The sequence below is a fragment of the Rhizobium sp. SRDI943 genome, assembly GCF_057653695.1.
Window position 1 is genome coordinate 4,060,112 of record NZ_CM172787.1, and the last position, 24,742, is coordinate 4,084,853.

23 protein-coding genes are annotated in these 24,742 nt (G+C 61.3%); 7 read left to right on the forward strand and 16 right to left on the reverse strand.

The genetic code is table 11. The features are described from left to right. Positions 1-341 precede the first annotated feature (341 nt). Complete coding sequence (locus tag AC245Y_RS20450) at positions 342-1,970, forward strand: GH39 family glycosyl hydrolase (protein ID WP_017995363.1); 1,629 nt, start codon at positions 342-344, stop codon at positions 1,968-1,970. A 55-nt stretch (positions 1,971-2,025) separates the two neighbouring features. Here the strand turns inward: AC245Y_RS20450 and AC245Y_RS20455 are convergent, their stop codons facing one another. Beyond that, the gene (locus AC245Y_RS20455) at positions 2,026-2,697 is read right to left on the reverse strand and encodes a GntR family transcriptional regulator (RefSeq protein WP_017962371.1); all 672 of its coding nucleotides are present in this window, start codon (positions 2,695-2,697) and stop codon (positions 2,026-2,028) included. A 132-nt stretch (positions 2,698-2,829) separates the two neighbouring features. Beyond that, positions 2,830-3,855, reverse strand: coding sequence for a Gfo/Idh/MocA family protein (locus AC245Y_RS20460; RefSeq protein ID WP_012759260.1), 1,026 nt, complete (start codon positions 3,853-3,855; stop codon positions 2,830-2,832). 240 nt (positions 3,856-4,095) lie between these two features. Between AC245Y_RS20460 and AC245Y_RS20465 the strand changes: the two genes are divergently transcribed. The 3 genes from AC245Y_RS20465 to AC245Y_RS20475 are packed head-to-tail and all read left to right on the forward strand — an operon-like array spanning position 4,096 to position 7,624. Further along, positions 4,096-5,808 carry an IlvD/Edd family dehydratase gene (locus AC245Y_RS20465; RefSeq protein ID WP_017995364.1) on the forward strand — a complete coding sequence of 571 codons (1,713 nt, stop codon included), beginning with the start codon at positions 4,096-4,098 and terminating at the stop codon, positions 5,806-5,808. Further along, complete coding sequence (locus tag AC245Y_RS20470) at positions 5,805-6,677, forward strand: amidohydrolase family protein (RefSeq protein WP_012759262.1); 873 nt, start codon at positions 5,805-5,807, stop codon at positions 6,675-6,677. Before AC245Y_RS20465 ends, AC245Y_RS20470 begins: the two co-directional genes overlap by 4 nt. A gap of 14 nt (positions 6,678-6,691) precedes the next feature. Beyond that, on the forward strand, positions 6,692-7,624 hold the full coding sequence (locus AC245Y_RS20475; RefSeq protein ID WP_017995365.1) for a dihydrodipicolinate synthase family protein: 933 nt from the start codon (positions 6,692-6,694) through the stop codon (positions 7,622-7,624). Here the strand turns inward: AC245Y_RS20475 and AC245Y_RS20480 are convergent. Together AC245Y_RS20480 and AC245Y_RS20485 are read right to left on the reverse strand one after the other, a co-directional pair. Beyond that, the gene (locus AC245Y_RS20480; RefSeq protein ID WP_017995366.1) at positions 7,605-8,102 is read right to left on the reverse strand and encodes a GNAT family N-acetyltransferase; all 498 of its coding nucleotides are present in this window, start codon (positions 8,100-8,102) and stop codon (positions 7,605-7,607) included. The genes AC245Y_RS20475 and AC245Y_RS20480 overlap by 20 nt on opposite strands. 14 nt (positions 8,103-8,116) lie before the next feature. Further along, positions 8,117-9,067, reverse strand: coding sequence for a GNAT family N-acetyltransferase (locus AC245Y_RS20485; RefSeq protein WP_017995367.1), 951 nt, complete (start codon positions 9,065-9,067; stop codon positions 8,117-8,119). Between the two features lie 139 nt (positions 9,068-9,206). Here AC245Y_RS20485 and AC245Y_RS20490 point away from each other — a divergent pair, with 139 nt between their 5' ends. The 3 genes from AC245Y_RS20490 to AC245Y_RS20500 all read left to right on the forward strand — a co-directional run bounded on the left by AC245Y_RS20490 (position 9,207) and on the right by AC245Y_RS20500 (position 11,996). Then, positions 9,207-10,142 (forward strand): tyrosine recombinase XerC, encoded by a 936-nt coding sequence (locus tag AC245Y_RS20490; RefSeq protein WP_017995368.1) that lies wholly within the window; start codon positions 9,207-9,209, stop codon positions 10,140-10,142. Between the two features lie 189 nt (positions 10,143-10,331). Continuing rightward, a complete protein-coding gene (locus AC245Y_RS20495) occupies positions 10,332-11,408 on the forward strand; it encodes a TraB/GumN family protein (protein ID WP_017995369.1) in 1,077 nt (358 codons plus the stop codon). 30 nt (positions 11,409-11,438) lie between these two features. Further along, the gene (locus AC245Y_RS20500; protein ID WP_245274033.1) at positions 11,439-11,996 is read left to right on the forward strand and encodes a hypothetical protein; all 558 of its coding nucleotides are present in this window, start codon (positions 11,439-11,441) and stop codon (positions 11,994-11,996) included. 69 nt (positions 11,997-12,065) lie between these two features. Here the strand turns inward: AC245Y_RS20500 and AC245Y_RS20505 are convergent, their stop codons facing one another. The 12 genes from AC245Y_RS20505 to mdh form a co-directional block, all read right to left on the reverse strand. After that, positions 12,066-12,566 carry a cytochrome b gene (locus AC245Y_RS20505; protein WP_017995371.1) on the reverse strand — a complete coding sequence of 167 codons (501 nt, stop codon included), beginning with the start codon at positions 12,564-12,566 and terminating at the stop codon, positions 12,066-12,068. Between the two features lie 101 nt (positions 12,567-12,667). Next, a complete protein-coding gene (gene lpdA / locus AC245Y_RS20510) occupies positions 12,668-14,074 on the reverse strand; it encodes a dihydrolipoyl dehydrogenase (protein WP_017995372.1) in 1,407 nt (468 codons plus the stop codon). 98 nt (positions 14,075-14,172) lie between these two features. Next, positions 14,173-14,925, reverse strand: a complete 753-nt coding sequence (locus AC245Y_RS20515; RefSeq protein WP_012759271.1) for an SDR family oxidoreductase — start codon at positions 14,923-14,925, stop codon at positions 14,173-14,175. Further along, positions 14,922-15,452, reverse strand: a complete 531-nt coding sequence (locus AC245Y_RS20520; protein ID WP_012759272.1) for a hypothetical protein — start codon at positions 15,450-15,452, stop codon at positions 14,922-14,924. Before AC245Y_RS20520 ends, AC245Y_RS20515 begins: the two co-directional genes overlap by 4 nt. After that, positions 15,449-16,198 (reverse strand): DUF4241 domain-containing protein, encoded by a 750-nt coding sequence (locus AC245Y_RS20525; protein ID WP_017995373.1) that lies wholly within the window; start codon positions 16,196-16,198, stop codon positions 15,449-15,451. Before AC245Y_RS20525 ends, AC245Y_RS20520 begins: the two co-directional genes overlap by 4 nt. A 13-nt stretch (positions 16,199-16,211) precedes the next feature. After that, positions 16,212-17,474 (reverse strand): 2-oxoglutarate dehydrogenase complex dihydrolipoyllysine-residue succinyltransferase, encoded by a 1,263-nt coding sequence (gene odhB / locus AC245Y_RS20530; protein ID WP_017995374.1) that lies wholly within the window; start codon positions 17,472-17,474, stop codon positions 16,212-16,214. A 39-nt stretch (positions 17,475-17,513) separates the two neighbouring features. After that, positions 17,514-17,807 (reverse strand): YciI family protein, encoded by a 294-nt coding sequence (locus AC245Y_RS20535; RefSeq protein ID WP_245274046.1) that lies wholly within the window; start codon positions 17,805-17,807, stop codon positions 17,514-17,516. Positions 17,808-17,837: 30 nt separating this feature from the next. After that, entirely contained in the window at positions 17,838-20,822 is a 2,985-nt protein-coding gene (locus AC245Y_RS20540; RefSeq protein WP_026157494.1) for a 2-oxoglutarate dehydrogenase E1 component, read from the reverse strand. Positions 20,823-20,992: 170 nt separating this feature from the next. Further along, positions 20,993-21,895 carry a succinate--CoA ligase subunit alpha gene (sucD, locus tag AC245Y_RS20545; protein ID WP_017995376.1) on the reverse strand — a complete coding sequence of 301 codons (903 nt, stop codon included), beginning with the start codon at positions 21,893-21,895 and terminating at the stop codon, positions 20,993-20,995. Positions 21,896-21,908: 13 nt separating this feature from the next. Beyond that, the gene (locus tag AC245Y_RS20550; RefSeq protein WP_017995377.1) at positions 21,909-22,400 is read right to left on the reverse strand and encodes a DUF1579 family protein; all 492 of its coding nucleotides are present in this window, start codon (positions 22,398-22,400) and stop codon (positions 21,909-21,911) included. An 8-nt stretch (positions 22,401-22,408) separates the two neighbouring features. Then, positions 22,409-23,602, reverse strand: coding sequence for an ADP-forming succinate--CoA ligase subunit beta (gene sucC, locus AC245Y_RS20555; RefSeq protein ID WP_017995378.1), 1,194 nt, complete (start codon positions 23,600-23,602; stop codon positions 22,409-22,411). Positions 23,603-23,636: 34 nt separating this feature from the next. Further along, positions 23,637-24,599: a malate dehydrogenase gene (mdh, locus tag AC245Y_RS20560; RefSeq protein ID WP_003543522.1), complete on the reverse strand. Its 963-nt coding sequence runs from the start codon at positions 24,597-24,599 to the stop codon at positions 23,637-23,639. Between the last annotated feature and the right edge of the window lie 143 nt (positions 24,600-24,742).

The following is a 24,742-nucleotide window of genomic DNA, read 5'->3' on the forward strand; positions in this document are numbered from 1 at the left end:
CTCCTCCTCAACTCGCCGCGGCGAGCGCTTCCCGTAATCAATTGACGATGGCGTCCAGCAAACCCCTGCCTGCGCGTGCCGTAGGGCACATGCACTCCTCGGCGGCGGGTGAACTCACGCCGTAGTTATCGACAATTTTTTGAGAAACGGCAACTAATAATTTTGCTGGTCATAAAAAATAGCGCATTTTCAGGCATTTTTGGCGCAGGGCAGCGATGTGCTTTTTTATATTATTGACAAAGTTAGCGTTTGGCTTAGCTTTTGCGGCGAGCGCGGCGCCCTCCCAAGAGGCCGCACTTCATCACCAGACAGGTCGGCTGCTTTCGGGAGGAGGCTTTGGCATGACCGTTCAAGAGGACACCAGAATGAGCAGCCCCTATGACGTGACAATCTCCGTTCACGCCAACCGGCCAACCGGCAAATACCAACCTTTGTGGAACTGGTTCGGCTACGACGAGCCGAACTACACCTACTCCCCGCACGGCAGGAAGCTGCTGAAGGAACTCACCGAGCTGAGCCCGGAGCCGCCCCGCATCCGTGCGCACAATCTTCTGACCAGCGGCGACGGCCTGCCTGCCCTCAAATGGGGTTCGACCAATGCCTATACCGAGGATGCGAACGGCAATCCGGTCTATGATTGGACGATCATCGACAAGATCTTCGACACCTATGTCGAAGCCGGCAACATTCCGCTCATCCAGATCGGCTTCACGCCGGAGACGCTCTCCGATTTCGACGGCCCTTATCGCCACCAATGGGAGCCGGCCGACAAATACGCGACGATCACCACCGGCTGGACGGCCCCGCCGACGGACCTGAAGAAATGGGGCGACCTGATCGAAGCATGGGCACGGCATCTTGCCGAGAGATATGGCGAGGACGTCGTTTCAAGCTGGCCGTGGGAAGTGTGGAACGAGCCGGACGGCCACTACTGGACCGGCACCATCCCGCAATTCTGCGAAATGTATGATGTCAGCGCCAAGGCCCTGAAGCGTGCCTTGCCCAATGCCCGCGTCGGCGGCCCGCACACCTGCGGCGCCTTTGCCAATGAAAAGGCCCAGACCTTCCTGCGCGCCTTCCTCAGGCACGTGGTCGAGAACAAGTCGCCGATCGATTTCCTCGCCTTCCACGCCAAGGGCAATCCTGTGATCTACGAGGGTCACGTGCGGATGGGCCTGCACAAGCAGCTCCGCGACATCGAGACGAACCTTGCCATCATCAATGAGTTTCCGGAACTCCGGCACCTGCCTGTGGTGATCGGCGAATCCGATCCGGAAGGCTGTGCGGCCTGCTCCGCACGCGTCCATCCCCAGAACGGCTATCGCAACGGTCCGCTTTACGGCGTCTATGTGGTCGAGAGTATGATCCGCACTTACGAGCTTGCAAGACGCGCCAACATCCACATCGAAGGCGCGGTGACCTGGGCCTTCCTCTTCGACGACCAGCCCTATTTCGACGGTTTCCGCGATCTTGCCACCAACGGCGTCGATAAGGCTGTTCTCAACGGCTTCCGCATGCTCGGCAAACTCGGCGGCGAATGGCTGGAATCGGAAAGCGATTATCGCCGCGACATCGAAGATGTCATGAGCCATGGCGTTCGCGGCAAGCCCGATGTCAACGTCGTGGCAACCCGCGACGACAAGGGCGTTTCCATTCTCGTCTGGCACTACCACGACGATGATGAAGCCGGGCCGTCCGCCAATATCACGGTCAATCTCGACGGCTGGGACGGCAAGTTCGCCTCGCTCAAGCATTTCAGGATGGACGAGGAGCATTCCAACGCTTTCGGGGTCTGGAAGGCGATGGGCAAGCCGCAGAATCCGGCCGGCGAAGACTATGCCAGGCTGGAAGCCTCGGGAAAACTCGCCGAGATCGATGGTCAGGCGTCGGTCAAGGTCGACGACGGCAAGATCGGGCTCAAGGTCTCCCTACCGCGTCAAGGCGTGTCTCTCCTGCGTCTCGATTGGTGAGCCGGAAGGCGAAGGGAGCGTAATCGAAAGATTGCGCTCCCTTTAAACGGCCCGGTCAATTCTCGCTGACATAGGCAAGATAACGTTTCTTGCTCGGCTGTAGATGGTCGACGCAGAGCTGGGCGAGAACCCAGTTATCCCCGCCACGCAGCATCTCGATCATCAGCCGGTGATGCTCATGCGAGATGCGTAGCGATTCCTTGCTCGACATTGAATTGGCACGCACCGGCAGGCTGAGCCGCATATAGAGCTCGATCGATTGCACGAGATGCGCATTGCCGCAGGCGCCGAAGAGCGTCAGGTGGAACTTGTCATTGGCCTCGTGCACACCCCTGAGATAGCCGGATTCGATGTGGCGGCCATGCTCCTCATGCAGCGCCAGCAGTTCCTCAATCAATGCCTCGGGCGCCGGCAGCTTTATCCACAGCGCCGCCTGCCGTTGCAGCAATTCCCGCACGTCGTAGATTTCCTGGACCTGGCGAGCCGTCAACGAACGCACCGTTGCCCCCTTGTTGCGCTCCCGAACCACGATGCCCATCGTCTCGAGCTGCACGATCGCCTGCCGGGCGAAATGGCGCGTGACGTGAAAGCGGGCAAGAAGCGTGTCTTCGGTCAGGCGGGTTCCGGGCGCAAGCCGCCCGAAAATGATGTCTTCCTCCAGCGCGCGGGCAATACTTAAATCATCATGCTCGATGCCGTCTTCGCGGCTTTCGTTGAGCGTCTGCAAATGTCATCTCCTCTGAAGCATAACCCCGAAAATCGAAGTCGATTTTCGGAAAAGGATTATGCGCCAATTTAATGTGATAGAGCGTCCTTAGCGCGTCCTGTCCGACGCGCGGCGCTCTAACGGCGAGCCATGTTACAGTGGATTGCGTTCTGGGTCGAACCGGCTCAGGCGATAGATATCCTCGACAAGAGCAAGCGTCTTGATGTTATCGTCCGGCGATGTCTCCATCGCCACCTTTCCATCGAGGCTGTCGAGGAAATGCGCAATGGTCGCGTCATAGGCGCCCTGGTAGGTCTCGTCAGGATCGAAGCTCTCCCGGCGCTGCTTCGCACCCTCGGCCGAGAGCAGATTGCCGTTCAGTTCGAGCGTGCCGAGCGCCCCGAAGATGCGTAGGTGATCACGCGGCGCTGGCGCCGCGCCATGCACGGCGAGATTGGCGTTGATGGTGACGAGAACGCCGTCGCTCGTCCGGCGCAGGACGACGCTTGCGACATCCTCCGCGACGATATCGCGATTGCTCCTCTCAAGCCGTGCACTGACCACCTCCAACTCGCCCAGAAGATATCTCAGCGCATCGAGATGATGGATCATGACCTCCATGACCAGCAATCGCTGCTGGGTCCGGAAGAACGGCTGGCGCACCAGCGCCGGCCTCTTTCCCTCCGCATCCGCGATCATGCCGCTGGACAGGAATTCGAACTGCACCTGCCGGATCTCGCCGGCAAGCTCCTCGTCAATCCACGCCTTCAGCCGCCGATAATAGGCGCGGAACCGCCAGTTCTCGTGGATCATCAGCCTGCCCCTGCCGGAAAGGCCTTCCAGCAGGTCGACCGCCTCGCCGTAAGAGGGCGCGAGCGGCTTCTGGCAGATGATGTCGAGGCCCTTTGCTGCCGCCAGCCGAACCAGTTCGACATGGAACTCCCGCGGCGCGCAGATATCAACGGCATCGAGCTGCTCGGCATCCAGCATCGCCTGCGCGCTCGCATAGCTGCGCGCGATATCGAAGGCGGCAAGCCGGGCTTCGACGGCGCTCAGCGACGGGTCGGCGATCGCCACGACCTCGGCTCTTTTCGACTGCCGCATCCATGCAGGCAGATGGTAGGCACTGACCCAGCCGGCACCGATAATACCGATACGCCGTCGTTCCGTTCCCATCATCGCGCTTCCTCTGCATTCAATCTTATTTTATCAATAATCTATCCTGCTTCCTCACAAAAGCCAATCATCTGATTGCTGAACGAAAGCGGGAATTGCGGAGATTCCTATTGTATTTTATGGTGATCGCCGAAGAAATCCAAAAATACGATACAGTGACACCATCTTATTTATTGACAATCTTCCGTATCCCTTTACCCTGACGCCACGGCCATGGATCAATTTGGCGAGGGAGGAACAGCTTTGTCGAACGGTCTTCGCCGCAAGCTGACGAGTTATGGCGATCAGGGATTCTCCCTTTTCCTGCGCAAAGCATTCATCAAGGCCATGGGTTATTCGGATGATGCGCTCGACCGTCCGATCGTCGGCATCGCCAACACCTACAGTGATTTCAACCCCTGTCACGGCAATGTGCCGCAACTCATCGAGGCAACCAAGCGCGGCGTAATGCTGACGGGTGCGATGCCCATGGTGTTTCCGACGATCTCGATCCATGAGAGCTTTGCCTCGCCGACCTCGATGTATCTGCGCAATCTGATGGCGATGGAAACGGAAGAGATGATCCGCGCCCAGCCGATGGATGCCGTCGTCCTGATCGGCGGCTGCGACAAGACCCTGCCGGCCCAGATCATGGCCGCCGCAAGCAGCGAGATACCGGCGATCTTCCTGCCGACCGGCCCGATGGCCGTCGGCCACCACAAGGGCGAACGGCTTGGCGCCTGTACGGATTGTCGCCGTTTCTGGGGGCGCTTCCGCGCCGGAGAGATCGACGAGGCCGAGATCGCCGAGGTCAACAACAAGCTGGCCAGCTCGATCGGCACCTGCACGGTGATGGGCACGGCGAGCACCATGGCGAACCTGACCGAAGTCATGGGTCTCTGCCTTCCCCGCGCCGGTTCGGCGCCCGCCGTCGAATCCGAACGGGTTCGCCTTGCCGAGGAGACGGGCCGTGTCGCTGCGCGTCTCGCCATGGATGAGGCCGCGCCGATGGTGCGCGATATCCTGACGCCGCAGGCAGTCCGCAACGGCCTCGTCGCGCTTCAGGCGATGGGCGGCTCGACCAATGCCGTCGTCCACCTTGCCGCAATCACCGGCCGCCTCGGCCTGCGCCTCGACATGGCCGAGCTCGACCGGCTGGGCCGGAGCATTCCCCTGCTCGTCGACCTGCAGCCCTCCGGCCAGCATTATATGGAGCAGTTCCACGAGGCTGGCGGCGTCCCGGCTCTGTTGAAGGCGGTGCGCCATGAAATCGACGGCAGCGCCCCGACGGTCTACGGCAAAACGATCGGCGAAATCATCGACGCTGTCGTCGACGAGCCGGGCCAGACCATCATCCGCACCGTCGAGAAACCGTTGAAGCCGATCGGAACGATCGCCGTCCTGCACGGCAATCTTGCGCCGCGTGGCGCCGTCATCAAACAATCCGCAGCCTCCAAGGATCTGCTCCAGCATATCGGCCGCGCCGTGGTCTTCGATTCCGTCGAGGATATGACGCTGCGCATCGACAGCGACGATCTCGACGTCCATGCCGATGACATCCTGGTTTTGCGCAATGCCGGGCCAAAAGGTGCGCCCGGCATGCCGGAAGCCGGCTATCTACCCATCCCGCGCAAGCTCGCGCGGCAGGGCGTGAAGGACATGGTGCGGATTTCCGATGCCCGCATGAGCGGCACGGCCTTCGGCACGATCATCCTCCATATCGCGCCTGAAGCCGCCGATGGCGGCCCTCTGGCGATCGTCCGCACCGGCGATCGCATTCGCCTCGACGTCGAGGGCAGGCGCATCGACCTTGACATCGACCAGGCGGAATTCGATCGCCGCATGCTTGATGTCGTCAACCGGCCCTCCCCGGCCCCGGCGCGCGGCTATGCCAGGCTCTATCAGGAGCGCGTGCTCCAGGCTGACGAAGGCGCCGACTTCGACTTCCTGCAAAGCGAGGAGTTCGACGCGCGATGAGCGCCGCTGATATCGAGGCACCGCTTTGCCTGCCCCACCGGCCGCTGACGCGGCTGCCTCGGGCGGCACTGCCGCAAGGCACGGTCGACACGCATTTCCACGTCTTTCGCACCGGCGCTCCGCTCAACACCCCACGCAGCTACACGCCTGACATCGCGACGATTTCCGACTGGATCGAATTCTCCGGCAGCCTTGGCATTGTCAGAGGCATATTGGTGCAGCCAAGCGTCTATGGCCGCGACAACAGGGTGTTGCTGGAGGCGCTTGCCGCCTATCCAGATCGTCTGCGCGGCGTCGTCGTCATCGATCCCGAAACTACAGAAACCGAGATAGAGCGGCTCGACCGGCTCGGCGTGCGCGGCGTGCGGATCAATACGCGCAACAAGGGCGGCCTCCCGCTCGCCGCCGCCAGGACACTGGCGGAGAGTATTGCCCCTCTCGGCTGGTCGCTGCAATTGCAGATCAATCCCGAACAACTTTCCGATATTGCAGCAACGCTGTCCGGCATCCGCCTGCCCATCGTCATCGATCATCTCGGCTTCATTCCGCTTGCCAGAGAGACGAGATCATTGCATGTCGACGCGCTGAAAAGACTGATGGACAGAGCCGAGGCCTACGTCAAAGTAACCGCGCCCTATCGTCTGACGAAGGACGTGAATTACGACGGTTTTGCCGAGGTCGGCCGCGCCCTTGCCACCAGCCATGCGGAAAGGCTGCTCTGGGGCAGCGATTGGCCGCACACCGAATTGTGGGACGGCATGCCCGATGACACTGAGCTAGTAGAGACCATGCAGGCCACCATCGACGACCCCGCGGTTGCTGAAAAGATTTTTGTTCGAAATGCCGAAGCGCTGTTCTTCGGCCGCTGAATTGGAGAGCACCAATGGCCAGACTGACTGAAGATGCCAAGGGCGTCTATGTGATCGCCGTAACCCCCTTCACCGATGACGGCGCGCTCGATCTCGCCAGCATCGACAGCATGGTCGATTTCTACGAAGGTGCCGGTGTCACCGGCCTGACGGTGCTTGGTCAGCTCGGCGAGGCCCCGAAGCTGACTGCCGAGGAATCGCGGATAGTCGTCGAAAGGGTGCTGAAGCGACTCGATGGCCGCCTCCCCGTCGTCGTCGGCGTTTCGGCGCCAGGGCTTGCGCCGATGAGCGAGCTCGCCGAAGCCGTCATGGGTGAGGGTGCCGCCGGTGTCATGGTCGCGCCACCCTGGACCGTCAAGACCGACGATCAGGCTTTCGCCTTCTACCAGTCGGTCGGCGAGGCCCTGGGCGATACGCCCTTCGTGCTGCAGGATTATCCGCTCACCACCAATGTGACGATTGCGCCCAAGGTCATCGAGCGCATCGTCAACGAGGTGCCAAACTGCGTCATGCTCAAGCATGAGGATTGGCCGGGTCTTTCGAAAATCTCGGCACTTCGCGCCGCCAGCGACAAGGGCGCCATGCGGCGTATCTCCATCCTGTGCGGCAATGGCGGGCTTTTCCTGCCCGAAGAAATGGGCCGCGGCGCCGATGGCGCCATGACCGGCTTTTGTTATCCCGAGATGATGGTTGGTGTCGTCGAGGCCTATGCCGCCGGAAATCCCGATCGCGCCCATGCGATCTTCGATGCCTATCTCCCGCTCGCCCGCTACGAACAGCAGCAGGGCATCGGTCTTGCCTCGCGCAAATATGTGCTTGCCAAGCGCGGTGTGATCAAGTCCGCCACCCTGCGCAAGCCGGGCGCCAAGCTCTCGGCGCTTGATATTGCCGATGTCGAGCGGCTGCTGGCGCGCCAGGCCATCCGCCTCAAGGAGATCGGGGCGTAGCACACCGGCGCAAATGCAAAGCCGCTGGATCATCGCTATGGCGCTGCAGCGCGAGCAGATGCGTATATCCATCTCGTCCGTGGGGTTGAAACCCGAGCGACTCCCAGAACTTCGCTGCACCATCGTTTCCCGCATGAACGGTGACGACAGTGCAGAAGGAACGCGCATGATCGACCAGAGCCAGGGCAAGCATCCGGCCGATGCCGCGCCCGCGCATTGCCGGACGAATGTAGAAACGCCGCATCCGCAACGCTCCTGACATGGCGGTGTCGACAGTCATGCCGCCGATGCCGACGAGCGCGTCGTCGACATAGGCGCCAAGCAACCTTTCGCCGTCACGTTCGAACCTGACGGCGCCGGCCGACCATTCGTCGATAAGGCGGGCGACATGGCGATGGCCCTCCCACCGGGCCTCGCTTTCAAGATCTGCGATCTCCTGCGGCAATCGATCGCGGAGCCTCAGGATATCAATTGTCATGGCAATGCCGGTGGTTAGATTGCAGGAACCGGAATCTCGCGGCGCATCGCCGCAACCGGCAGACCGACCGGCGCGAAACTCGCGTCACCATCTCTAGCCATGTCCTGCACCGTATGTTTCTCCAGCGCCTTGGTCACTTCATTGAGGTCGCCGTCCAGCTGTTCGGCCGGAATGAGATTGCCGATGACGAAATCGAAGCGGTCGCCGCGTTTGTTCAACAATTCGTGGAACACGGTCATGTCGCGAAGCTCGGTAGACCATTTCGCCAGCCAGTAGAACAGGCCGGAATTGCGTGCCGTCATATGAACGGGAAGGATCGGCAGATTGTATTTGCGCGCCAACCCGACGGCCGAGGTCTTCCACGGACGTTCATTCAGCCGGCCGTTCGCCCAATAGGCGATACGGCCTGAGGGAAAGAGCACTGTCGCCTTGCCTTCCTTCACCGCATGGTTGGTCAGCTGCAGCGTTTCGCGCGCTTTCAGCTTGCTCTTATGCTCCTCCCGCCATTCGACGGGAATGATCATCTCGGCAAAGCGCGGATTGACGCGGATGGCATCGCGATTGGCAAAGAACATCATGTCCGGCCGGCGCGTTTTCAAGAGATCGAACACGGCAACGCCGTCGGCAATTCCGGTCGGATGGTTGCTGACGAGGATGAAGCCGCCGGTATCGGGAATGCGTTCACCATTGGTGATGCCGATGTCGAGCCTCAGCACATCGCTCAGATATTCGAACGACTGGAAGCCCGGCATTTTGGCGACCGCATTGGCGAATTCGAGCGCCTTGTTATAGCGCAGCAGTGTGTAGAGGAACGGCCGCATAACCGGCCAGAGCGGATTTTTCACGATCCTCTGGCCGCGTTCGGCAATCAGCGTATCGACGATATGACCGGGCTTTCCCTGTGAAACGAGAGCGATCGCTTCCGCGAGCTGTCCGAAAGCCGTCATGGAATCGCGCCGTGCCATGAAAGATCCTGTCTATGGGGTATAAGCTATCGCAATAGAATATGATCGAAGGATGACAAAGGCTTGGCCGGCATTAGCAATTCCATAACTGTTCCTGCTCCAAATTGGCGGACTTGAAGGCAAAATCAAGGCCCGCAACGTGAACGAACTGCTTGTTATCGCCGATCCGCGCCTGATGACGGAACGGGCCGCCTGGCTCGAAAACCTCGCCAGTGAGCGCCGTCTTTCCGAGCACACGCTCGACGCTTACGAGCGCGATACCCGCCAGTTTCTGACCTTTCTGACCGGCCATCTCGCCGGCCCGGTGACGCTTGGCGATATCAGGGAGTTGCGCTCCGCCGATTTCCGCGCCTTCCTGGCGGCCCGGCGAAAGCAGGGCTCCGGCGCCCGATCGCTCGGTCGCAATCTCGCCGGTCTTCGCTCGCTGCTGCGCCATCTCGAAAAGAAGGGCTTGGTCAACGCCGCCGGTGCTGCCGCGGTGCGCTCGCCGAAACAGCCGAAATCGCTGCCCAAGCCGCTGTCGGACACCCAGGCGATCACCGTCGTCAGCGACGACGCCCAGCTCCATGACGAACCCTGGATTGCGGCGCGCGATGCGGCGGTTATGACGCTGCTCTACGGCTGCGGCCTGCGCATCTCCGAAGCGCTGGATCTTACTCCCGCCGACCTGCAGAAGGGCGCGACGGTACTCCGCATCACCGGCAAGGGCAACAAGACGCGGCTGGTGCCGCTGCTCTCCGTGGTCTTCGACGCGGTCGAGAAATACCGCACGCTCTGCCCATACCATCTCGAGGCTGGCGAGCCGCTGTTTCGCGGCGCCCGCGGCGGCAAGCTGCAAGCGGCGATCATCCAGCGCACCATGCAGAAGATGCGCAGCGCCTTCGGCCTGCCGGAGACGGCGACACCGCATGCACTGCGCCACTCCTTCGCCACCCATCTGCTTGCCGGCGGCGGCGATCTGCGCACCATCCAGGAATTGCTCGGCCATGCCAGCCTTTCCACAACGCAGGTCTATACCGGCGTCGATGCATCGCGGCTGCTCGAGGTGTATGATCGGGCGCATCCGCGAGCGTAATGGATGTCGCCCAAAAGTGCGCAGCGGTTTTGGGGCAACGACATGCATAAACGATAGGCTTAAAGCGCATCGCATGGATGCGATTGAATGTGAGGCGCTTTAAGCTCTCGTTAAGGCATTCTCTTAAAGGAATATGCGCAAGCCGGGCGTAGAGCATGAAGCCTATAGCATGTGATCGGAACACCCATCATGACGACATCAATCGGCCGCCGGACGTCTTACCTCGCAGTGCCGGCCAATCTGTTGCTCTGGCTGATCGCAGCCTTTCACATGCTGCTTCTTGCCGCCCTGTTTGCCGCCTTCCTGACGGCAAGGCCGGCAGCGGCCGAAGACGTCGCCTGCACCGGCCGCAATCTGATGGTCGAGCTGCAGCAGAACGACCCTGCCCGCTACGCAGAGGCGCTGAAGGAAGCCGACGCCACGCCGAACGGCAAGGGTATCTTCTGGAAGATCGAGAAGCCGGGATTGGCACCCTCGTGGCTGCTCGGCAGCATGCATGTCACCGATCCGCGCGTGCTGGCCCTGCCGCCGCGCGCCCAGGCAGCCCACGATGCCGCCGACACGATCATCATCGAATCCGACGAGATCCTCGATGAGCGGAAGGCGACCGCCGCCCTGCTTGCAAAGCCGGAACTGACGATGTTCACCGACGGCACGACGATCGACAAGCTGCTTTCTCCCGAGGACTACAAGCGTCTCGAAACCGGCCTCAAGCAGCGCGGTATCCCGATCAGCGCCGTTTCCCGGATGCGGCCCTGGATGATTTCCAGCGCCGTCGCCCTGCCGGCCTGCGAAATCGCCCGCAAGGCAAAAGGCGCGCAGTTCCTCGACCAGAAGATCGCCACCGATGCCATTGCTCAGGGCAAACAGGTCAAGGGGCTGGAAACCCTTGCCGAGCAGATCCAGGCCATGGCCGATCTGCCGGTCGAATTCCATCTGAAATCGCTGATCGAGACGCTGGAACTCGGCGACAAGATGAGCGATGTCGTCGAGACGATGACCGACCTCTACCTCTCGGGTGATATCGGCATGACCATGCCGATGCTGAAAACCGTGACACCGGAGGAGGAAGGTGAAAACAGCGATTATGCCGCCTTCGAGCAGCGCGTCATCCTTGACCGCAACAAGGTGATGGCCGAGCGCGCAGCGCCCATCCTCGACAGCGGCAACGTCTTCATGGCCGTCGGTGCCCTGCATCTGCCCGGCAAGGACGGCGTCATCGAACTGCTGCGCCAGCAGGGCTTCACCGTAACAGCTGTAAATTAAGCCTTCAGTGCCAAGATTGACGGAGCGGACATGCTTGGCAAAGTCGGCCTTGTGCACCGGATGGGCGGCGTGAAAACAAGCTCTGGTTCGGGAAGCGAATTAATTTCGCCGGAGATGGAAACTATAAATCGGCCCAACTTTTTGCCGCCACCGCGGAAGCACAATTTGAAAGCTATTCGCAGTTTACGAATGGTCGCGATTCTTGCCGCTTCCAGTATCCCATGCATCGCCACCGCCACCCAGAGTAATCGATTTCCGCTGGGAAAATATTGCGGGGAACTCCTGTCGAACGGCATCATAGCAGAGGCGCAGACAACGTTCGGTCCGAGTGTCACAGACGGCAAGATAAGGGGAAGCTACGTATTCTTCGAGGAGGGGCAGACTGTCACGGGCCTGCTGGCTGAGCCGAGCGACGACGGTGATGGAAATGATTTAACGCGCAATCTCGTTTGGCAAGACAAGTATGGCCACGGGAATCTGGTTATAACCTTCACATCGGATTTCTCCGAATTCCAAGGAAACTGGAGTGACGGAGGGAAGGCGTCTTTTCCATGGAACGGGATGCGTTGCGAACCAACTATAAGCTAAATCAAACTCCCATTTGTGCCACCTCTTCGATTAACGGGCCAAGGCGCATGTGATCGCTTATGCCGCCGGTCAGCCGAACGTCATGCGGCGCAGAACATTGCTTTTCCAATAGAACTGATGGACGAGGGCGCCGGCGACATGCGCCGCGATCAGCGCCCAGAGAATGATCTTCAGGACATCCGCGTGGAACGAACCGGCGGGATTGATACCGAAATAGTAGGCGGCGATGCCCGAAAGCGGCATCGCGAAGATCAGGATGTAGAGGCCGGCATGGGCAAGCCTCGCTGCAAGACGGAAGATCGCCGGCTCCTGCGCGATCTCATCCGGAACGCCCTTGGTAAAACGCAGCCCGAGCCTGAGGACGGCAAGCAGCAGGATGGCGATGCCGACATAGGCATGGATATTCGCCGACGAAATCTGCTCCGGCGTCGGTACCTGGCCTCTGCGCATCAGCCGATGCCAGATATTCATGCCGTCGGGAAACAGCAGGTTGAAGAAGATCAGCAGCGCCACAGCCCAGTGAAGAAAACGCTGGCTCAGGCTGTAACTCACGATGGACGGCTGTTGCATTTCTGGACCTTTACGAATGCAGAACCCAACGATACGCAAAAACTAAAACAGCCGCCTACCTTCCGGCAAGCGGCTGTATGCTTTGTTACGAATATGTAAGATTACATATGGATCGGCTTGAAGAAGGTTGCGAGCGCAGCCTCTTTCACCGCTTCCGACATTGTGGGATGCGCGTGGCAGGTACGGCCGAGATCTTCCGACGAACCGCCGAACTCTATCAACACGGTGATCTCGTGGATCATCTCGCCGGCGCCGAAGCCGACGATATGGCCGCCGAGCACCCGGTCGGTTTCCTTGTCGGCAAGGATCTTGACGAAGCCGTCGGTCGCCAGCATCGCACGCGCCCGGCCGTTCGCCGTGAACGGGAACTTGCCGACCTTGTAGGCGACGCCTGCCGCCTTCAGCTCTTCCTCGGTCTTGCCGACGGAAGCGATTTCCGGCTGGGTGTAGACGACGCTCGGAATGACCTCGTAGTTCACATGGCCATGCTGTCCGGCGAGGATTTCGGCAAGCGCCACGCCCTCGTCTTCCGCCTTGTGCGCCAGCATCGGCCCCTTGACCACATCGCCGATCGCATAGATTCCGTCGACATTGGTCTTGTAGTGACCGTCGATTTCGACACGGCCGCGATTGTCGAGCGTAACACCGGCTTCTTCGAGGCCGAGGCCTGCCGTATAGGGCTTGCGGCCGGTGGCGATCAGCACGACTTCGGCGTCGAGCGTCACCTTGTCGCCGCCCTTGACGGGCTCGAAAGTGACCTTGGCGCCCTTGTCGCCCTTTTCGACGCCGGTGACCTTGGCGCTGAGATTGAAATCGATACCCTGCTTGGCCAGCATGCGCTGGAATTGCTTGGAGACTTCGCCGTCCATGCCGCCAAGGATGGTGTCGAGATATTCGACGACGGTGACTTTGGCGCCGAGGCGCGACCAGACGGAACCGAGCTCGAGCCCGATGACGCCGCCGCCGACGACGATCAGCGTTTCCGGCACCTTCTCCAGCGCGATGCCGCCGGTGGACGAGATGATGGTCTTTTCATCGATTTCGACCTGGACGCCGGGAATGCCGGCGACATCGGAGCCGGTGGCGATGACGATGTTCTTGCCTTCGATCTCCTGCACCTTGCCATCTTCGGCGGTGACGGAGACCTTGCCGGCCGAGACGATCTTGCCGGTGCCCTGGAAGGTATCGATCTTGTTCCTCTTGAAGAGGAAGGCGACGCCGTCGACATTCGACTTCACCGTCGCATCCTTGTGGGCCATCATATTGCCGAGATTGAGCGTCGGCGCCGGGACATCGATACCGAGCGCGCTCATCCCGTGGCCGGCCTGATGGAACATTTCGGAGGCATGCAGCAGCGCCTTCGACGGAATGCAGCCGACGTTCAGGCAGGTGCCGCCATAGGTCGCCCGCTTTTCAATGACGGCGACCTTGAGGCCAAGCTGGGCCGCCTTGACGGCGCAGACATAGCCGCCCGGGCCGGTTCCGATAATGATCACATCGTAGGACATTGCTTCTTTCCCTTTGGATTTTTCGTTTAATCGGCCGCGCGCGATATCTGGCCGTAGAATTCGAGAATATATTGCAGGCTGTTTTTCGCCCTGTCGTTCTAGCGGCCGCCGCTCACATTGAGGATCGCGCCGGTGATATAGGAAGCCGAAGGTGACAGAAGATAGAGGATCGCATCCGCCACCTCCGCGGGCGTGCCCGCGCGCTGCATCGGGATCGACGGCGCCAGTTCCCGCGGCCGATCCGGCAGGCCGCCGGAGGCATGAAGGTCGGTTTCGATGACGCCGGGCCTTATCGCATTCACACGGATACCCTCGGCTGCGACCTCGCGCGCCAGCCCGACGGTGAACGTGTCGATCGCCGCCTTCGAGGCGGCATAATCGACATACTGCGTCGCCGAACCGAGGATCGCCGCCATCGACGAGATGTTGACGATCGCCCCGCCCTGCCCGCCATGCCGGCTCGACATGCGACGTATGGCCTCTGCGGCGCAGAGTATCGAGCCTGTCACATTGACGCGCAGCATGCGCTCGATCCGCTCCGCCGACATCTCGTCGACGCGCTGGGGATAATCGACGATGCCGGCATTGTTGACGAGCCCGTCGAGCCGGCCGAAATGCCGGTCGACCGTCGTAAACATCGAGACGATATCCGCAGCCTTGCCGACATCCCCCTGGATCGCCACGGCCTCGCCGCCATCCTCGACAATCGCAGCCACGACGGCATCCGCGGCTTGACGGTTGGCGGCGTAGTTCACCGCGACACGCCAGCCCTGGCGTGCCGCGAGCCGTGCAGCCGCGGCGCCGATACCCCGGCTTCCGCCGGTAATGAGAACAACAGGTGTATCGCTCATGTCGCACACTCCTTGAATGTCAGCACGTCCCACGGTGCCACCACGGCCTTGCCCTCGCCCCAGGCGCTGGATTCGCGGATGGCGGGACCAAGGCCGGGAAGCACGAGCTTTTCAGCCGCTTCAGCGCCTTCGGGTTGCAGATTGTCCATCTCGCCCTCGGCATCCATGCCATAGACGGCGCCCTGCCAGACCGTGCAGGCATTGAGATCGGCGCCGGTCGCATCACCCTCGGGGCAGTTGAACATCAGGATGCCGATGGCGCGCACCGGATCTTCCGACGGCATGACATAACCTTCCATCACGACAGGTGTCTTCAGCGCGCTGACCTTGAACTGGTTGCTGGCGGCCGCCGATGGAGAATTCAGCGGTGCAAAGCGCAATTCATAGGCACCATCGCGATCGACATAGACAGCCTGCTCCTGCTTGCATGCGGCACCGAAGGTGGAGGCCGGAACGACGAAAAACGCGGCGGCTGCGATTGCAGCCACGCCTTTCCGTCTCGCCGTGATCCTGATCCTTCCGCTCATTGCAGCTTCGGCTCCCTCCGCCCGTCGGCGTTCTCGACAACGCTGAAATCCGTCAACAGCACCAGCGCACGGCCATCCCTGTCGAGCCCCCAGAAGGCTGGATAGAAACCGTCGCCCCAGCCGCTCCAGAACACCGCGACATTGCCCTTCTTACCGGCGACCGGCCGGTGCAGCGCATAGATGTCCTTGTTGGCTTCCAGGTCCGACGCCAGCACGTCGTCGTAATAGTTGACGTCGGAATCCGGTTTCTGCGCCTGCACCTGCTTTTCGCGCTCTCCGATCAGATCAAGCGTATCGGCGTCCATGTAACAGCCGAGGCCGGCATCGACAGGATAACCGAAGATCTCGCCGTCCTTCAGCGTCGCCGGGTCCTGCCCGGGCAGGACCGCAAGCTCCCAACGATCCGGCTTGCCCTCGGCAAACCGCATGCTGGCGGCCGCGACGCGCCCGAAGGCCTGGTAGAGCGTTACCGGATACTCGCCAGGCGCAACCGTTCTTGCGAGTGCCGGACGGTCGGGCTGGGCGAGCGGATCGGCCGCAACGATGCGCCCCGATGTCAGCTCGACATTGCCCATATGGATGACGCCGATCGACCGGTCGGAAAGCTCGGCATCGCTGAGCGCCACCAGGTCGAAATTGCTGCTTGCCTTGCCGATATCCCAGCCGGCAGCCGATGCGGCGACCGGAATATGCGCGGCGGCAGCGCAAAGAAGAAGGCGCGCCGCTCGCATGATCCGGTTCCGCATCGAAAGCGCTCCCTTAGAGATCGAGAACCAGACGTTCCGGATCTTCCAGGCTTTCCTTGACGCGCACGAGGAAGGTGACCGCTTCCTTGCCGTCGACGATGCGGTGATCGTAGGACAGCGCCAGATACATCATCGGACGGATGACCACCTGGCCGCCGATCGCAACCGGCCGCTCCTGGATCTTGTGCATGCCGAGAATGCCGGACTGCGGCGCGTTGAGGATCGGCGAAGACATCAGCGAACCGTAGACGCCGCCATTGGTGATGGTGAACGTGCCGCCCTGCATGTCGGCCATGGAGAGCGAGCCATCACGGGCTGCCTTGGCAAGACGGCCGAGCTCCTTCTCGATTTCGGCGATCGACATCTGGTCGGCGTCGCGGATGACAGGAACGACGAGGCCTTTGTCCGTACCGACGGCCATGCCGACATGGCAGTAGTTCTTGTAGATGACGTCGGTGCCGTCGATTTCGGCGTTGACGGCCGGCAATTCCTTCAGCGCATGCGTCACCGCCTTGGTGAAGAAGCCCATGAAGCCGAGCTTGACGCCGTGCTTCTTCTCGAAAATGTCCTTGTACTTGTTGCGCAGATCCATGACCGCCTTCATGTCCACCTCGTTGTAGGTGGTCAGCATGGCGGCGGTGTTCTGCGCATCCTTGAGGCGCTTGGCGATCGTCTGACGCAGGCGCGTCATCTTCACGCGCTCTTCGCGCGAGGCATCCTCGACCGTCGACGGGCCGCGTGCGGCGGCAGGCGTTGCCGCGGGTGCGGCGGCCGGAGCAGAAATGCCCTTGGCGACGGCGGCGATGACGTCGCCCTTCAGTACCTGGCCACGCTTGCCGCTACCGTCGACCTGATCGGCGGAAAGGTTGTTTTCGGCAAGCATCTTCGAAGCTGCCGGTGCAGGCGGCATGGTGGAGACGGAGGCGCTCGATGACGACGCAGCAGCGGCAACCGGGGCTGGCTGGGCAGCCGCCGCCGGGGCTGGCTGGGCAGGCGCGGCAGCCGGTGCAGCGGCAGCCGGCACGGCAGCAGCGGCAGCACCTTCAGCGATCTGGCCGAGCAGCGCGCCGAGGCCGACGGTCTCGCCGGCGGCAACGACGATTTCCGAAAGCGTGCCGGAGGCGGGTGCTGGAACTTCGATGGTCACCTTGTCGGTTTCAAGCTCGAGAATCGGCTCGTCGGCCTTGATGGCGTCGCCGACCTTCTTGAACCAGGTGCCGACGGTTGCCTCGCTGACGGATTCACCGAGAGTTGGAACGCGGATTTCTGTGGCCATTGTTCAGATCCTGATTTCGTGTGTTTTCGTTTATGCGTTTCAGATGGCGGGCGGCCGCGAGATGATCGAGGGCATCGGCAGGATATCGAAGCGGAAACCGAAACCGGAAGCGATGATCGGATCGCCGTCGGCAAGAAGCTGCGCCGCCGCCTGATCCTCGACCTCGACGATCGCCATGCCCCAGGCGCCTTCACCCTCGAAGACGGGTCCGACGACGATAGCCGATCCCGCAAGGGCGATCCGATGCCAGTATTCAGCATGGCGTTTCATCGCCGCCATTTCCTCCCCGGTCCCGTCATGCGGGAAAGTGGGGCGCGGCGGCTGCAGTCTCAGAAAGAACTAAGCCATTGCGCCCCCCTTGTTTTAACCGCCCAATGCATCCTCGAGGAATGCGGCGAGCTGCGACAGATGCTTGGACATCAGGCCCGTCGCCGGCGAGGCGGCGGCCGGACGGCCGGTATAGCGGACGCGCTGGTACTTCGCATCGATATGGGCGAGCACCCATTCGAGGAAGGGGTCGATGAACGACCATGCGCCCATGTTCTTCGGCTCTTCCTGGCACCAGACCATCTCGGCATTGCGGAAGCGCGACAGCTCGTTGATCAGCGCCTTCGCCGGGAACGGATAGAGCTGCTCGACGCGCAAGAGATAGATGTCGTCGATGCCGCGCTTTTCACGCTCTTCGAGAAGATCGTAATAGACCTTGCCGGAGCACATGACGACGCGGCGGATCTTGTTGTCCTTCTGCAGCTTGATCGGGCCGTCCTTGATCACCTCGGCATCATCCCAGAGCAGGCGATGGAAGGCGGATTCGCCGGCCATTTCGGCAAGCGTCGAGACCGCCCGCTTGTGGCGCAGCAGCGACTTCGGCGTCATCAGGACAAGTGGCTTGCGGAAGTCGCGCTTCAGCTGCCGGCGCAGGATGTGGAAATAGTTTGCCGGCGTGGTGACGTTGGCGACCTGCATGTTGTCTTCGGCGCAAAGCTGCAGGAAACGCTCGAGGCGGGCCGAGGAGTGTTCGGGACCCTGACCTTCATAACCGTGCGGCAGCAAGCAGACGAGGCCCGACATGCGCAGCCACTTGCGTTCGCCCGACGAGATGAACTGGTCGAAGACCACCTGCGCGCCGTTGGCGAAATCGCCGAACTGCGCTTCCCAGAGCGTCAGCGCATTCGGGCGGGCGAGCGAATAGCCATATTCGAAACCGAGCACGGCCTCTTCCGAAAGCATCGAATTGATGACTTCGTAGCGGCCCTGCGTCGGCGAAAGATTGGCGAGCGGGATGTAGCGCTCTTCGGTTTCCTGATCGTAGAGAACCGAGTGGCGCTGCGAGAAGGTGCCGCGTTCGCAATCCTGGCCGGAGAGGCGGATCTTGCTGCCTTCGACGCAGAGCGCGCCGAAGGAGAGTGCTTCGGCCATCGCCCAGTCGATACCCTCGCCGGTGGCGATCATGTTGGCGCGGTTTTCCATGAAGCGCTGGATCGTCCGATGCGCATTGAAGCCTGCCGGGATCTCAGACAGCTTGCGGCCGATCTCCTTCAGCGTCTTCATCGGCACGGCGGTCTTGCCGCGGCGCTGCTCGTCGGCATTGTCGGCCGTGCGCAGTCCCGACCACTCACCATCAAGCCAGTCGGCCTTGTTCGGCTTGTAGTGCTGGCCGGCCTCGAACTCCTGTTCGAGATGGGCGCGCCAGTCGGCCTTCATCTTCTCGACTTCACCGTCGGTGAGCAGGCCCTCGGCGACGAGACGGGCCGCATAGAGCTGCAGCACGGTCTTGTGGGCGCGGATCACCTTGTACATCTTCGGCTGGGTGAAGGACGGTTCGTCGCCTTCATTGTGGCCGTAGCGGCGGTAGCAGAACAGGTCGAGCACAACAGGCTTGTGGAACTTCATGCGGAATTCGGTGGCGATCTTCGCCCCATAAACCACGGCTTCCGGATCGTCGCCGTTGACGTGCAGGATCGGCGCCTCGATCATCTTGGCGACATCGGACGGATAGGGCGACGAGCGCGAGAAGGCCGGGTTTGTGGTGAAGCCGATCTGGTTGTTGATGATCACATGCATGGTGCCGGCGACGCGGTGGCCGCGCAGACCGGACAGGCCGAGGATTTCGGCAATGACACCCTGGCCGGCAAAGGCCGCGTCGCCGTGGATCAGCAGCGGCAGCACCTTGGCGCGTTCGGAAAGCGGGATGATATCACCGTCCCAGACGGTGGCGTTCATATCCTGCTTGGCGCGGGCCTTGCCCATGACGACGGGATCGACGATTTCGAGATGCGACGGGTTCGCCGTCAGCGAAACGTGGATCTTGTTGCCGTCGAATTCGCGGTCGGAGGAGGCGCCGAGATGGTACTTGACGTCACCCGAGCCCTCGACCTCATCGGGAGCGGCCGAGCCGCCCTTGAACTCATGGAAGATCGCCCGGTGCGGCTTGCCCATGACCTGGGAGAGCACGTTCAGGCGGCCGCGATGGGCCATGCCGAACACGGCTTCCTTGAGGCCGAGATGGCCGCCACGCTTGAGGATCTGTTCCAGCGCCGGGATCAGCGATTCGCCGCCGTCGAGACCGAAACGCTTCGTGCCCTTGAACTTGACATCGAGGAACTGTTCGTAGCCTTCGGCTTCGACGAGCTTGGCAAGGATCGCCTTCTTGCCTTCCGGCGTGAAGGCCACACCCTTGTCCGGTCCTTCGATACGCTCCTGGATCCAGGCCTTCTCTTCAGGATTGGAGATATGCATGAATTCGACGCCGAGCGTCGAGCAATAGGTGCGCTCGAGGATTTCGATCATCTCGCGGATGGTCGCGTATTCGAGGCCGAGCACGTTGTCGATGAAGATCTTGCGATCGTAATCGGCGGCCGTGAAACCGTAATTCTCCGCCGACAGCTCGTGGTAGTCGTCGACGGGAGCGGCGATGCCGAGCGGGTCGAGCTTGGCATGCAGGTGGCCGCGCATGCGGTAGGCACGGATCATCATGATGGCGCGCACGGAATCGCGCGTCGCCTGCAGCACCTCGGTGCTGTCGGCAGGCTTGCCCTGAGCTTCGGCCTTGGCCTTGACCTTGGTCTCGATCACCTTCTCGACGATGCCCCAGTCGCCATCCAGAGCCGATACCAGATCGCCGCTTGCCTGAAGCGGCCAGTTCTTCTTGCGCCAGGAAGCCCCTTTGGCCGCCCTCTTTACATCGCTGGGATCCTCCTCCAGCGCCTTGAAGAAAGACCGCCACTGATCGTCGACCGATGCCGGGTCCTCTTCATACCGCGCGTAGAGCTGCTCGATATAGGCAGCGTTGGCGCCATCCAGAAACGAGGTGATCTGAAACTGCTCGTTGGCTTCTTGCCGTGCCATGGTGATATGCGGACGCTTCCGTCCGCCTCCTGACTTTGATGAATTTGCCGGCTTGATGGCCGGCTGCCGCATTCGATTGCCGCCTGTCCGCGGCGCATCTGCTGTCTCGTCTTGTCGAGGCCGGGCGGAGGGCGCAGATGCCGTTCTTCCGCCCGGTCTATATAGGTGGCTTAGCCCTTGAGGACTTCAACCAGCGTCTTGCCGAGGCGGGCCGGAGAGGGCGATACCTTGATGCCTGCCGATTCCATGGCCGCGATCTTCGATTCCGCATCGCCCTTGCCGCCGGAAACCACAGCGCCGGCATGGCCCATGGTGCGGCCCTTCGGCGCCGTACGGCCGGCAATGAAGCCAGCCATCGGCTTCTTGCGGCCCTTCTTGGCTTCGTCCTTGAGGAACTGGGCTGCGTCTTCTTCAGCCGCACCACCGATTTCGCCGATCATGATGATCGACTGGGTGGCTTCATCGGCCAGGAACATTTCCAGGACGTCGATGAACTCGGTGCCCTTGACCGGGTCGCCGCCGATGCCGACGGCCGTCGTCTGGCCGAGACCTTCATTGGAGGTCTGGAACACGGCTTCATAGGTCAGCGTACCCGAGCGGGAAACGATACCGACCGAACCCTTGCGGAAGATCGAGCCCGGCATGATGCCGATCTTGCATTCTTCCGGTGTCAGGATACCCGGGCAGTTCGGGCCGAGCAGGCGCGACTTGGAGCAGTCGAGGCGAGCCTTGACGCGGACCATGTCCATGACCGGAATGCCTTCGGTGATGCAGGTGATGAACGGGATCTCGGCGTCGATCGCCTCGATGATCGCGTCGGCGGCTCCGGCCGGCGGAACATAGATGACAGACGCGTTGGCGCCGGTCTTTTCCTTGCCTTCGGCAACGGTTGCAAAGATCGGCAGGCTTCCGCCCTTCGCGCCGGTCCAGGTTTCGCCACCCTTCTTTGGATGGATACCGCCGACCATCTGGGTGCCGTAGTAAGCAAGCGCCTGTTCGGTGTGGAAGGTTCCGGTCTTGCCGGTTAGGCCCTGAACGAGAACCTTGGTGTCTTTGTTGACGAGAATGGACATGCGAGGCCTTTGTTTAGGAGAGGTTGGAAGAGGTGGGGGACGCACGACGATAGACGCCGCTGACGACCTCCTGCCAAGTATCGCTGCCTGCAGGCGAAAAGCTGACGCCCATCCGGTAGCAGTCTTCATTTTCAAATGTGAATACGGTGCGCTGGCTGCCGCGCGGCGAAGTCTTCATCAGCACAAGCTCATTGCCGTTCCACTCGCCGGACGCCGGCACGGGCGGCACAAAACCTGCAGTATCGAACTGGTAGAGTTTGTAGGTCTGGTCCGAAGCATCGAAGCCGAAAATATTTCGCGCCTCGAACGAAACAGCACCATCGCGCGTCTGGCGATAGCGCTGCTCGAGGAAGAACCCGCCGAACAACGCCTCGCCGGAAAACTCAACACTGGCCTTGCCTTCACTCGTCCACGCCGACGCCGCGACACGCTCGTCCCCTTCCCACACGCCGGCGAAGGCGTTGAGGCGGAAATGAGCATTGGAGGGCGTGGACGGGAAGGCCATGATCGTTCTCAGCCGTTGATCGCCGCGACGATCTTCTTGGCCGCATCGTCCAAGTCGTCGGCCGCCGTGATCGCCAGACCCGACTCGTTCAGGATCTTCTTGCCGAGCTCGACATTGGTGCCTTCAAGGCGCACGACGAGCGGAACCTTGAGGCCGACTTCCTTGACCGCAGCAATGACGCCCTCGGCAATGACATCGCACTTCATGATACCGCCGAAGATGTTGACGAGAATGCCTTCGACCTTAGGATCTGCGGTAATGATCTTGAAAGCCGCAGCAACCTTCTCCTTGCCGGCGCCGCCGCCGACGTCGCAGAAATTGGCCGGCTCCTTGCCGTAGAGCTTGATGATGTCCATCGTCGCCATGGCAAGGCCTGCGCCGTTGACCATGCAGCCGATATTGCCGTCGAGCGCGACATAGGCGAGGTCCCACTTCGAAGCCTCGATTTCCTTGGCGTCTTCTTCGGTCTCGTCGCGCAACGTCTTGACGTCGTCGTGACGGAAAAGCGCGTTGCCATCGAAAGACATCTTGGCATCGAGGACGCGCAGATGGCCATCCTTCATGACGATCAGCGGATTGACCTCCAGCAGAGCCATGTCCTTTTCGCCGAAGGCCTTGTAGAGCGTCGGGAAAAGCGTCTTGGCGTCTTCGGCGGCAGCACCATCGAGCTGAAGTGCCTTAGAGATCGCAACAACGTCGGCAGCCGTCACGCCGGCTTCCGGATCGATGGCGATCGTGTGGATCTTCTCGGGCGTGTCGTGGGCGACGGCCTCGATGTCCATGCCGCCCTCGGTCGAGACCACGAAAGCAACGCGACCGACCGAGCGATCGACAAGGATCGAGCAATAGAGTTCGCGAGCAATGTCGGCGCCGTCTTCGATGTAAAGGCGGTTGACCTGCTTGCCGGCTTCGCCCGTCTGGGCGGTCACCAGCGTGTTGCCGAGCATTTCCTTGGCGTGGGAAACGACTTCCTCGATCGACTTGGCGAGGCGAACGCCACCCTTGGCATCAGGGCCGAGTTCCTTGAACTTGCCCTTGCCGCGGCCGCCGGCATGGATCTGGCTCTTGACCACATAAAGCGGACCGGGAAGCGACTTGGCGGCAGCTTCGGCTTCTTCAACCTTGAGAATAGCCACACCCTCGGCAACCGGGGCGCCATAGCCCTTCAGCAGAGCTTTGGCCTGATATTCATGAATGTTCATGGGTCTATCCCTATTTCGATTACTTCAGCGCCAATCACTTCAGGGCAGGCGCGATGTTGATGCAGGCTTCGCAGAGACCGGCGACTGCGCCGACGGACTTATCGAAGGCTTCCTTCTCGGTCTTGTTGAGATCGATCTCGATGATACGCTCGACGCCGCCAGCGCCGATGACGGTGGGAACGCCGACATACATGTCCTTGACGCCGTACTGGCCGGAGAGGTGGGCAGCACAAGGCAGAACGCGCTTCTTGTCCTTGAGGTAGGATTCGGCCATCTCGATCGCCGAGGCGGCCGGCGCGTAATAGGCCGAGCCGGTCTTCAGCAGGCCGACGATTTCGGCGCCGCCGTCACGGGTGCGCTGGATGATCTCTTCGAGGCGCTCCTTGGTGACCCAGCCCATGGTGACGAGATCGGTGAGCGGAATGCCGCCGACCGTCGAGTAGCGGGCGAGCGGCACCATCGTGTCGCCGTGGCCGCCGAGAACGAAGGCCGTGACGTCCTGGACGGACACGTTGAATTCCTTGGCGAGGAAAAGACGGAAGCGCGAGGAGTCGAGAACGCCAGCCATGCCGACGACCTTGTTGGCCGGAAGACCGGAAAACTTCTGCAGCGCCCAGACCATGGCGTCGAGCGGGTTGGTGATGCAGATCACGAAGGCGTTCGGGGCATATTTCTTGATGCCGGCGCCGACCTGCTCCATGACCTTGAGGTTGATGCCGAGAAGGTCATCGCGGCTCATGCCGGGCTTGCGGGCGACGCCTGCCGTGACGATGCAGACGTCAGCGCCTTCGATCGCGGAATAGTCGCTGGCACCCGTCAGATTGACGTCGAAGCCTTCGACCGGCGACGACTGGGAGATATCGAGACCTTTGCCCTGGGGAATGCCGTCCGCGATGTCGAAGAGAACGATGTCGCCCAGTTCCTTCAGGCCGGCGAGGTGAGCCAGCGTGCCACCAATCATGCCAGAACCAATGAGTGCGATCTTGTTACGCGCCATTTCGCTGTTTCCTTTGCGATCAAATTCGTCGAACGGACGCGCAAGGCACCGCCCAATGACGCAATCGCATAGACCCAAAGCCTAAAAATGGCAATGCATTATTTTTGATGCAGCGTTTTCAATCGTTTAGATCCAAAAATTCT

Excerpts from the sequence above, each read along its gene's own strand:
- AC245Y_RS20520 (WP_012759272.1), bottom strand. The coding sequence starts at position 15,452 with ATGAGCGGAAGGATCAGGATCACGGCGAGACGGAAAGGCGTGGCTGCA.
- AC245Y_RS20500 (WP_245274033.1), top strand. The coding sequence starts at position 11,439 with ATGCTTGGCAAAGTCGGCCTTGTGCACCGGATGGGCGGCGTGAAAACA.
- AC245Y_RS20550 (WP_017995377.1), bottom strand. The coding sequence starts at position 22,400 with ATGGCCTTCCCGTCCACGCCCTCCAATGCTCATTTCCGCCTCAACGCC.
- mdh (WP_003543522.1), bottom strand. The coding sequence starts at position 24,599 with ATGGCGCGTAACAAGATCGCACTCATTGGTTCTGGCATGATTGGTGGC.
- AC245Y_RS20495 (WP_017995369.1), top strand. The coding sequence starts at position 10,332 with ATGACGACATCAATCGGCCGCCGGACGTCTTACCTCGCAGTGCCGGCC.
- AC245Y_RS20515 (WP_012759271.1), bottom strand. The coding sequence starts at position 14,925 with ATGAGCGATACACCTGTTGTTCTCATTACCGGCGGAAGCCGGGGTATC.
- AC245Y_RS20485 (WP_017995367.1), bottom strand. The coding sequence starts at position 9,067 with ATGGCACGGCGCGATTCCATGACGGCTTTCGGACAGCTCGCGGAAGCG.
- lpdA (WP_017995372.1), bottom strand. The coding sequence starts at position 14,074 with ATGTCCTACGATGTGATCATTATCGGAACCGGCCCGGGCGGCTATGTC.
- AC245Y_RS20460 (WP_012759260.1), bottom strand. The coding sequence starts at position 3,855 with ATGATGGGAACGGAACGACGGCGTATCGGTATTATCGGTGCCGGCTGG.
- AC245Y_RS20505 (WP_017995371.1), bottom strand. The coding sequence starts at position 12,566 with ATGCAACAGCCGTCCATCGTGAGTTACAGCCTGAGCCAGCGTTTTCTT.
- sucC (WP_017995378.1), bottom strand. The coding sequence starts at position 23,602 with ATGAACATTCATGAATATCAGGCCAAAGCTCTGCTGAAGGGCTATGGC.
- odhB (WP_017995374.1), bottom strand. The coding sequence starts at position 17,474 with ATGGCCACAGAAATCCGCGTTCCAACTCTCGGTGAATCCGTCAGCGAG.
- AC245Y_RS20480 (WP_017995366.1), bottom strand. The coding sequence starts at position 8,102 with ATGACAATTGATATCCTGAGGCTCCGCGATCGATTGCCGCAGGAGATC.
- AC245Y_RS20450 (WP_017995363.1), top strand. The coding sequence starts at position 342 with ATGACCGTTCAAGAGGACACCAGAATGAGCAGCCCCTATGACGTGACA.
- AC245Y_RS20470 (WP_012759262.1), top strand. The coding sequence starts at position 5,805 with ATGAGCGCCGCTGATATCGAGGCACCGCTTTGCCTGCCCCACCGGCCG.
- AC245Y_RS20540 (WP_026157494.1), bottom strand. The coding sequence starts at position 20,822 with ATGGCACGGCAAGAAGCCAACGAGCAGTTTCAGATCACCTCGTTTCTG.
- AC245Y_RS20525 (WP_017995373.1), bottom strand. The coding sequence starts at position 16,198 with ATGCGGAACCGGATCATGCGAGCGGCGCGCCTTCTTCTTTGCGCTGCC.
- sucD (WP_017995376.1), bottom strand. The coding sequence starts at position 21,895 with ATGTCCATTCTCGTCAACAAAGACACCAAGGTTCTCGTTCAGGGCCTA.
- AC245Y_RS20475 (WP_017995365.1), top strand. The coding sequence starts at position 6,692 with ATGGCCAGACTGACTGAAGATGCCAAGGGCGTCTATGTGATCGCCGTA.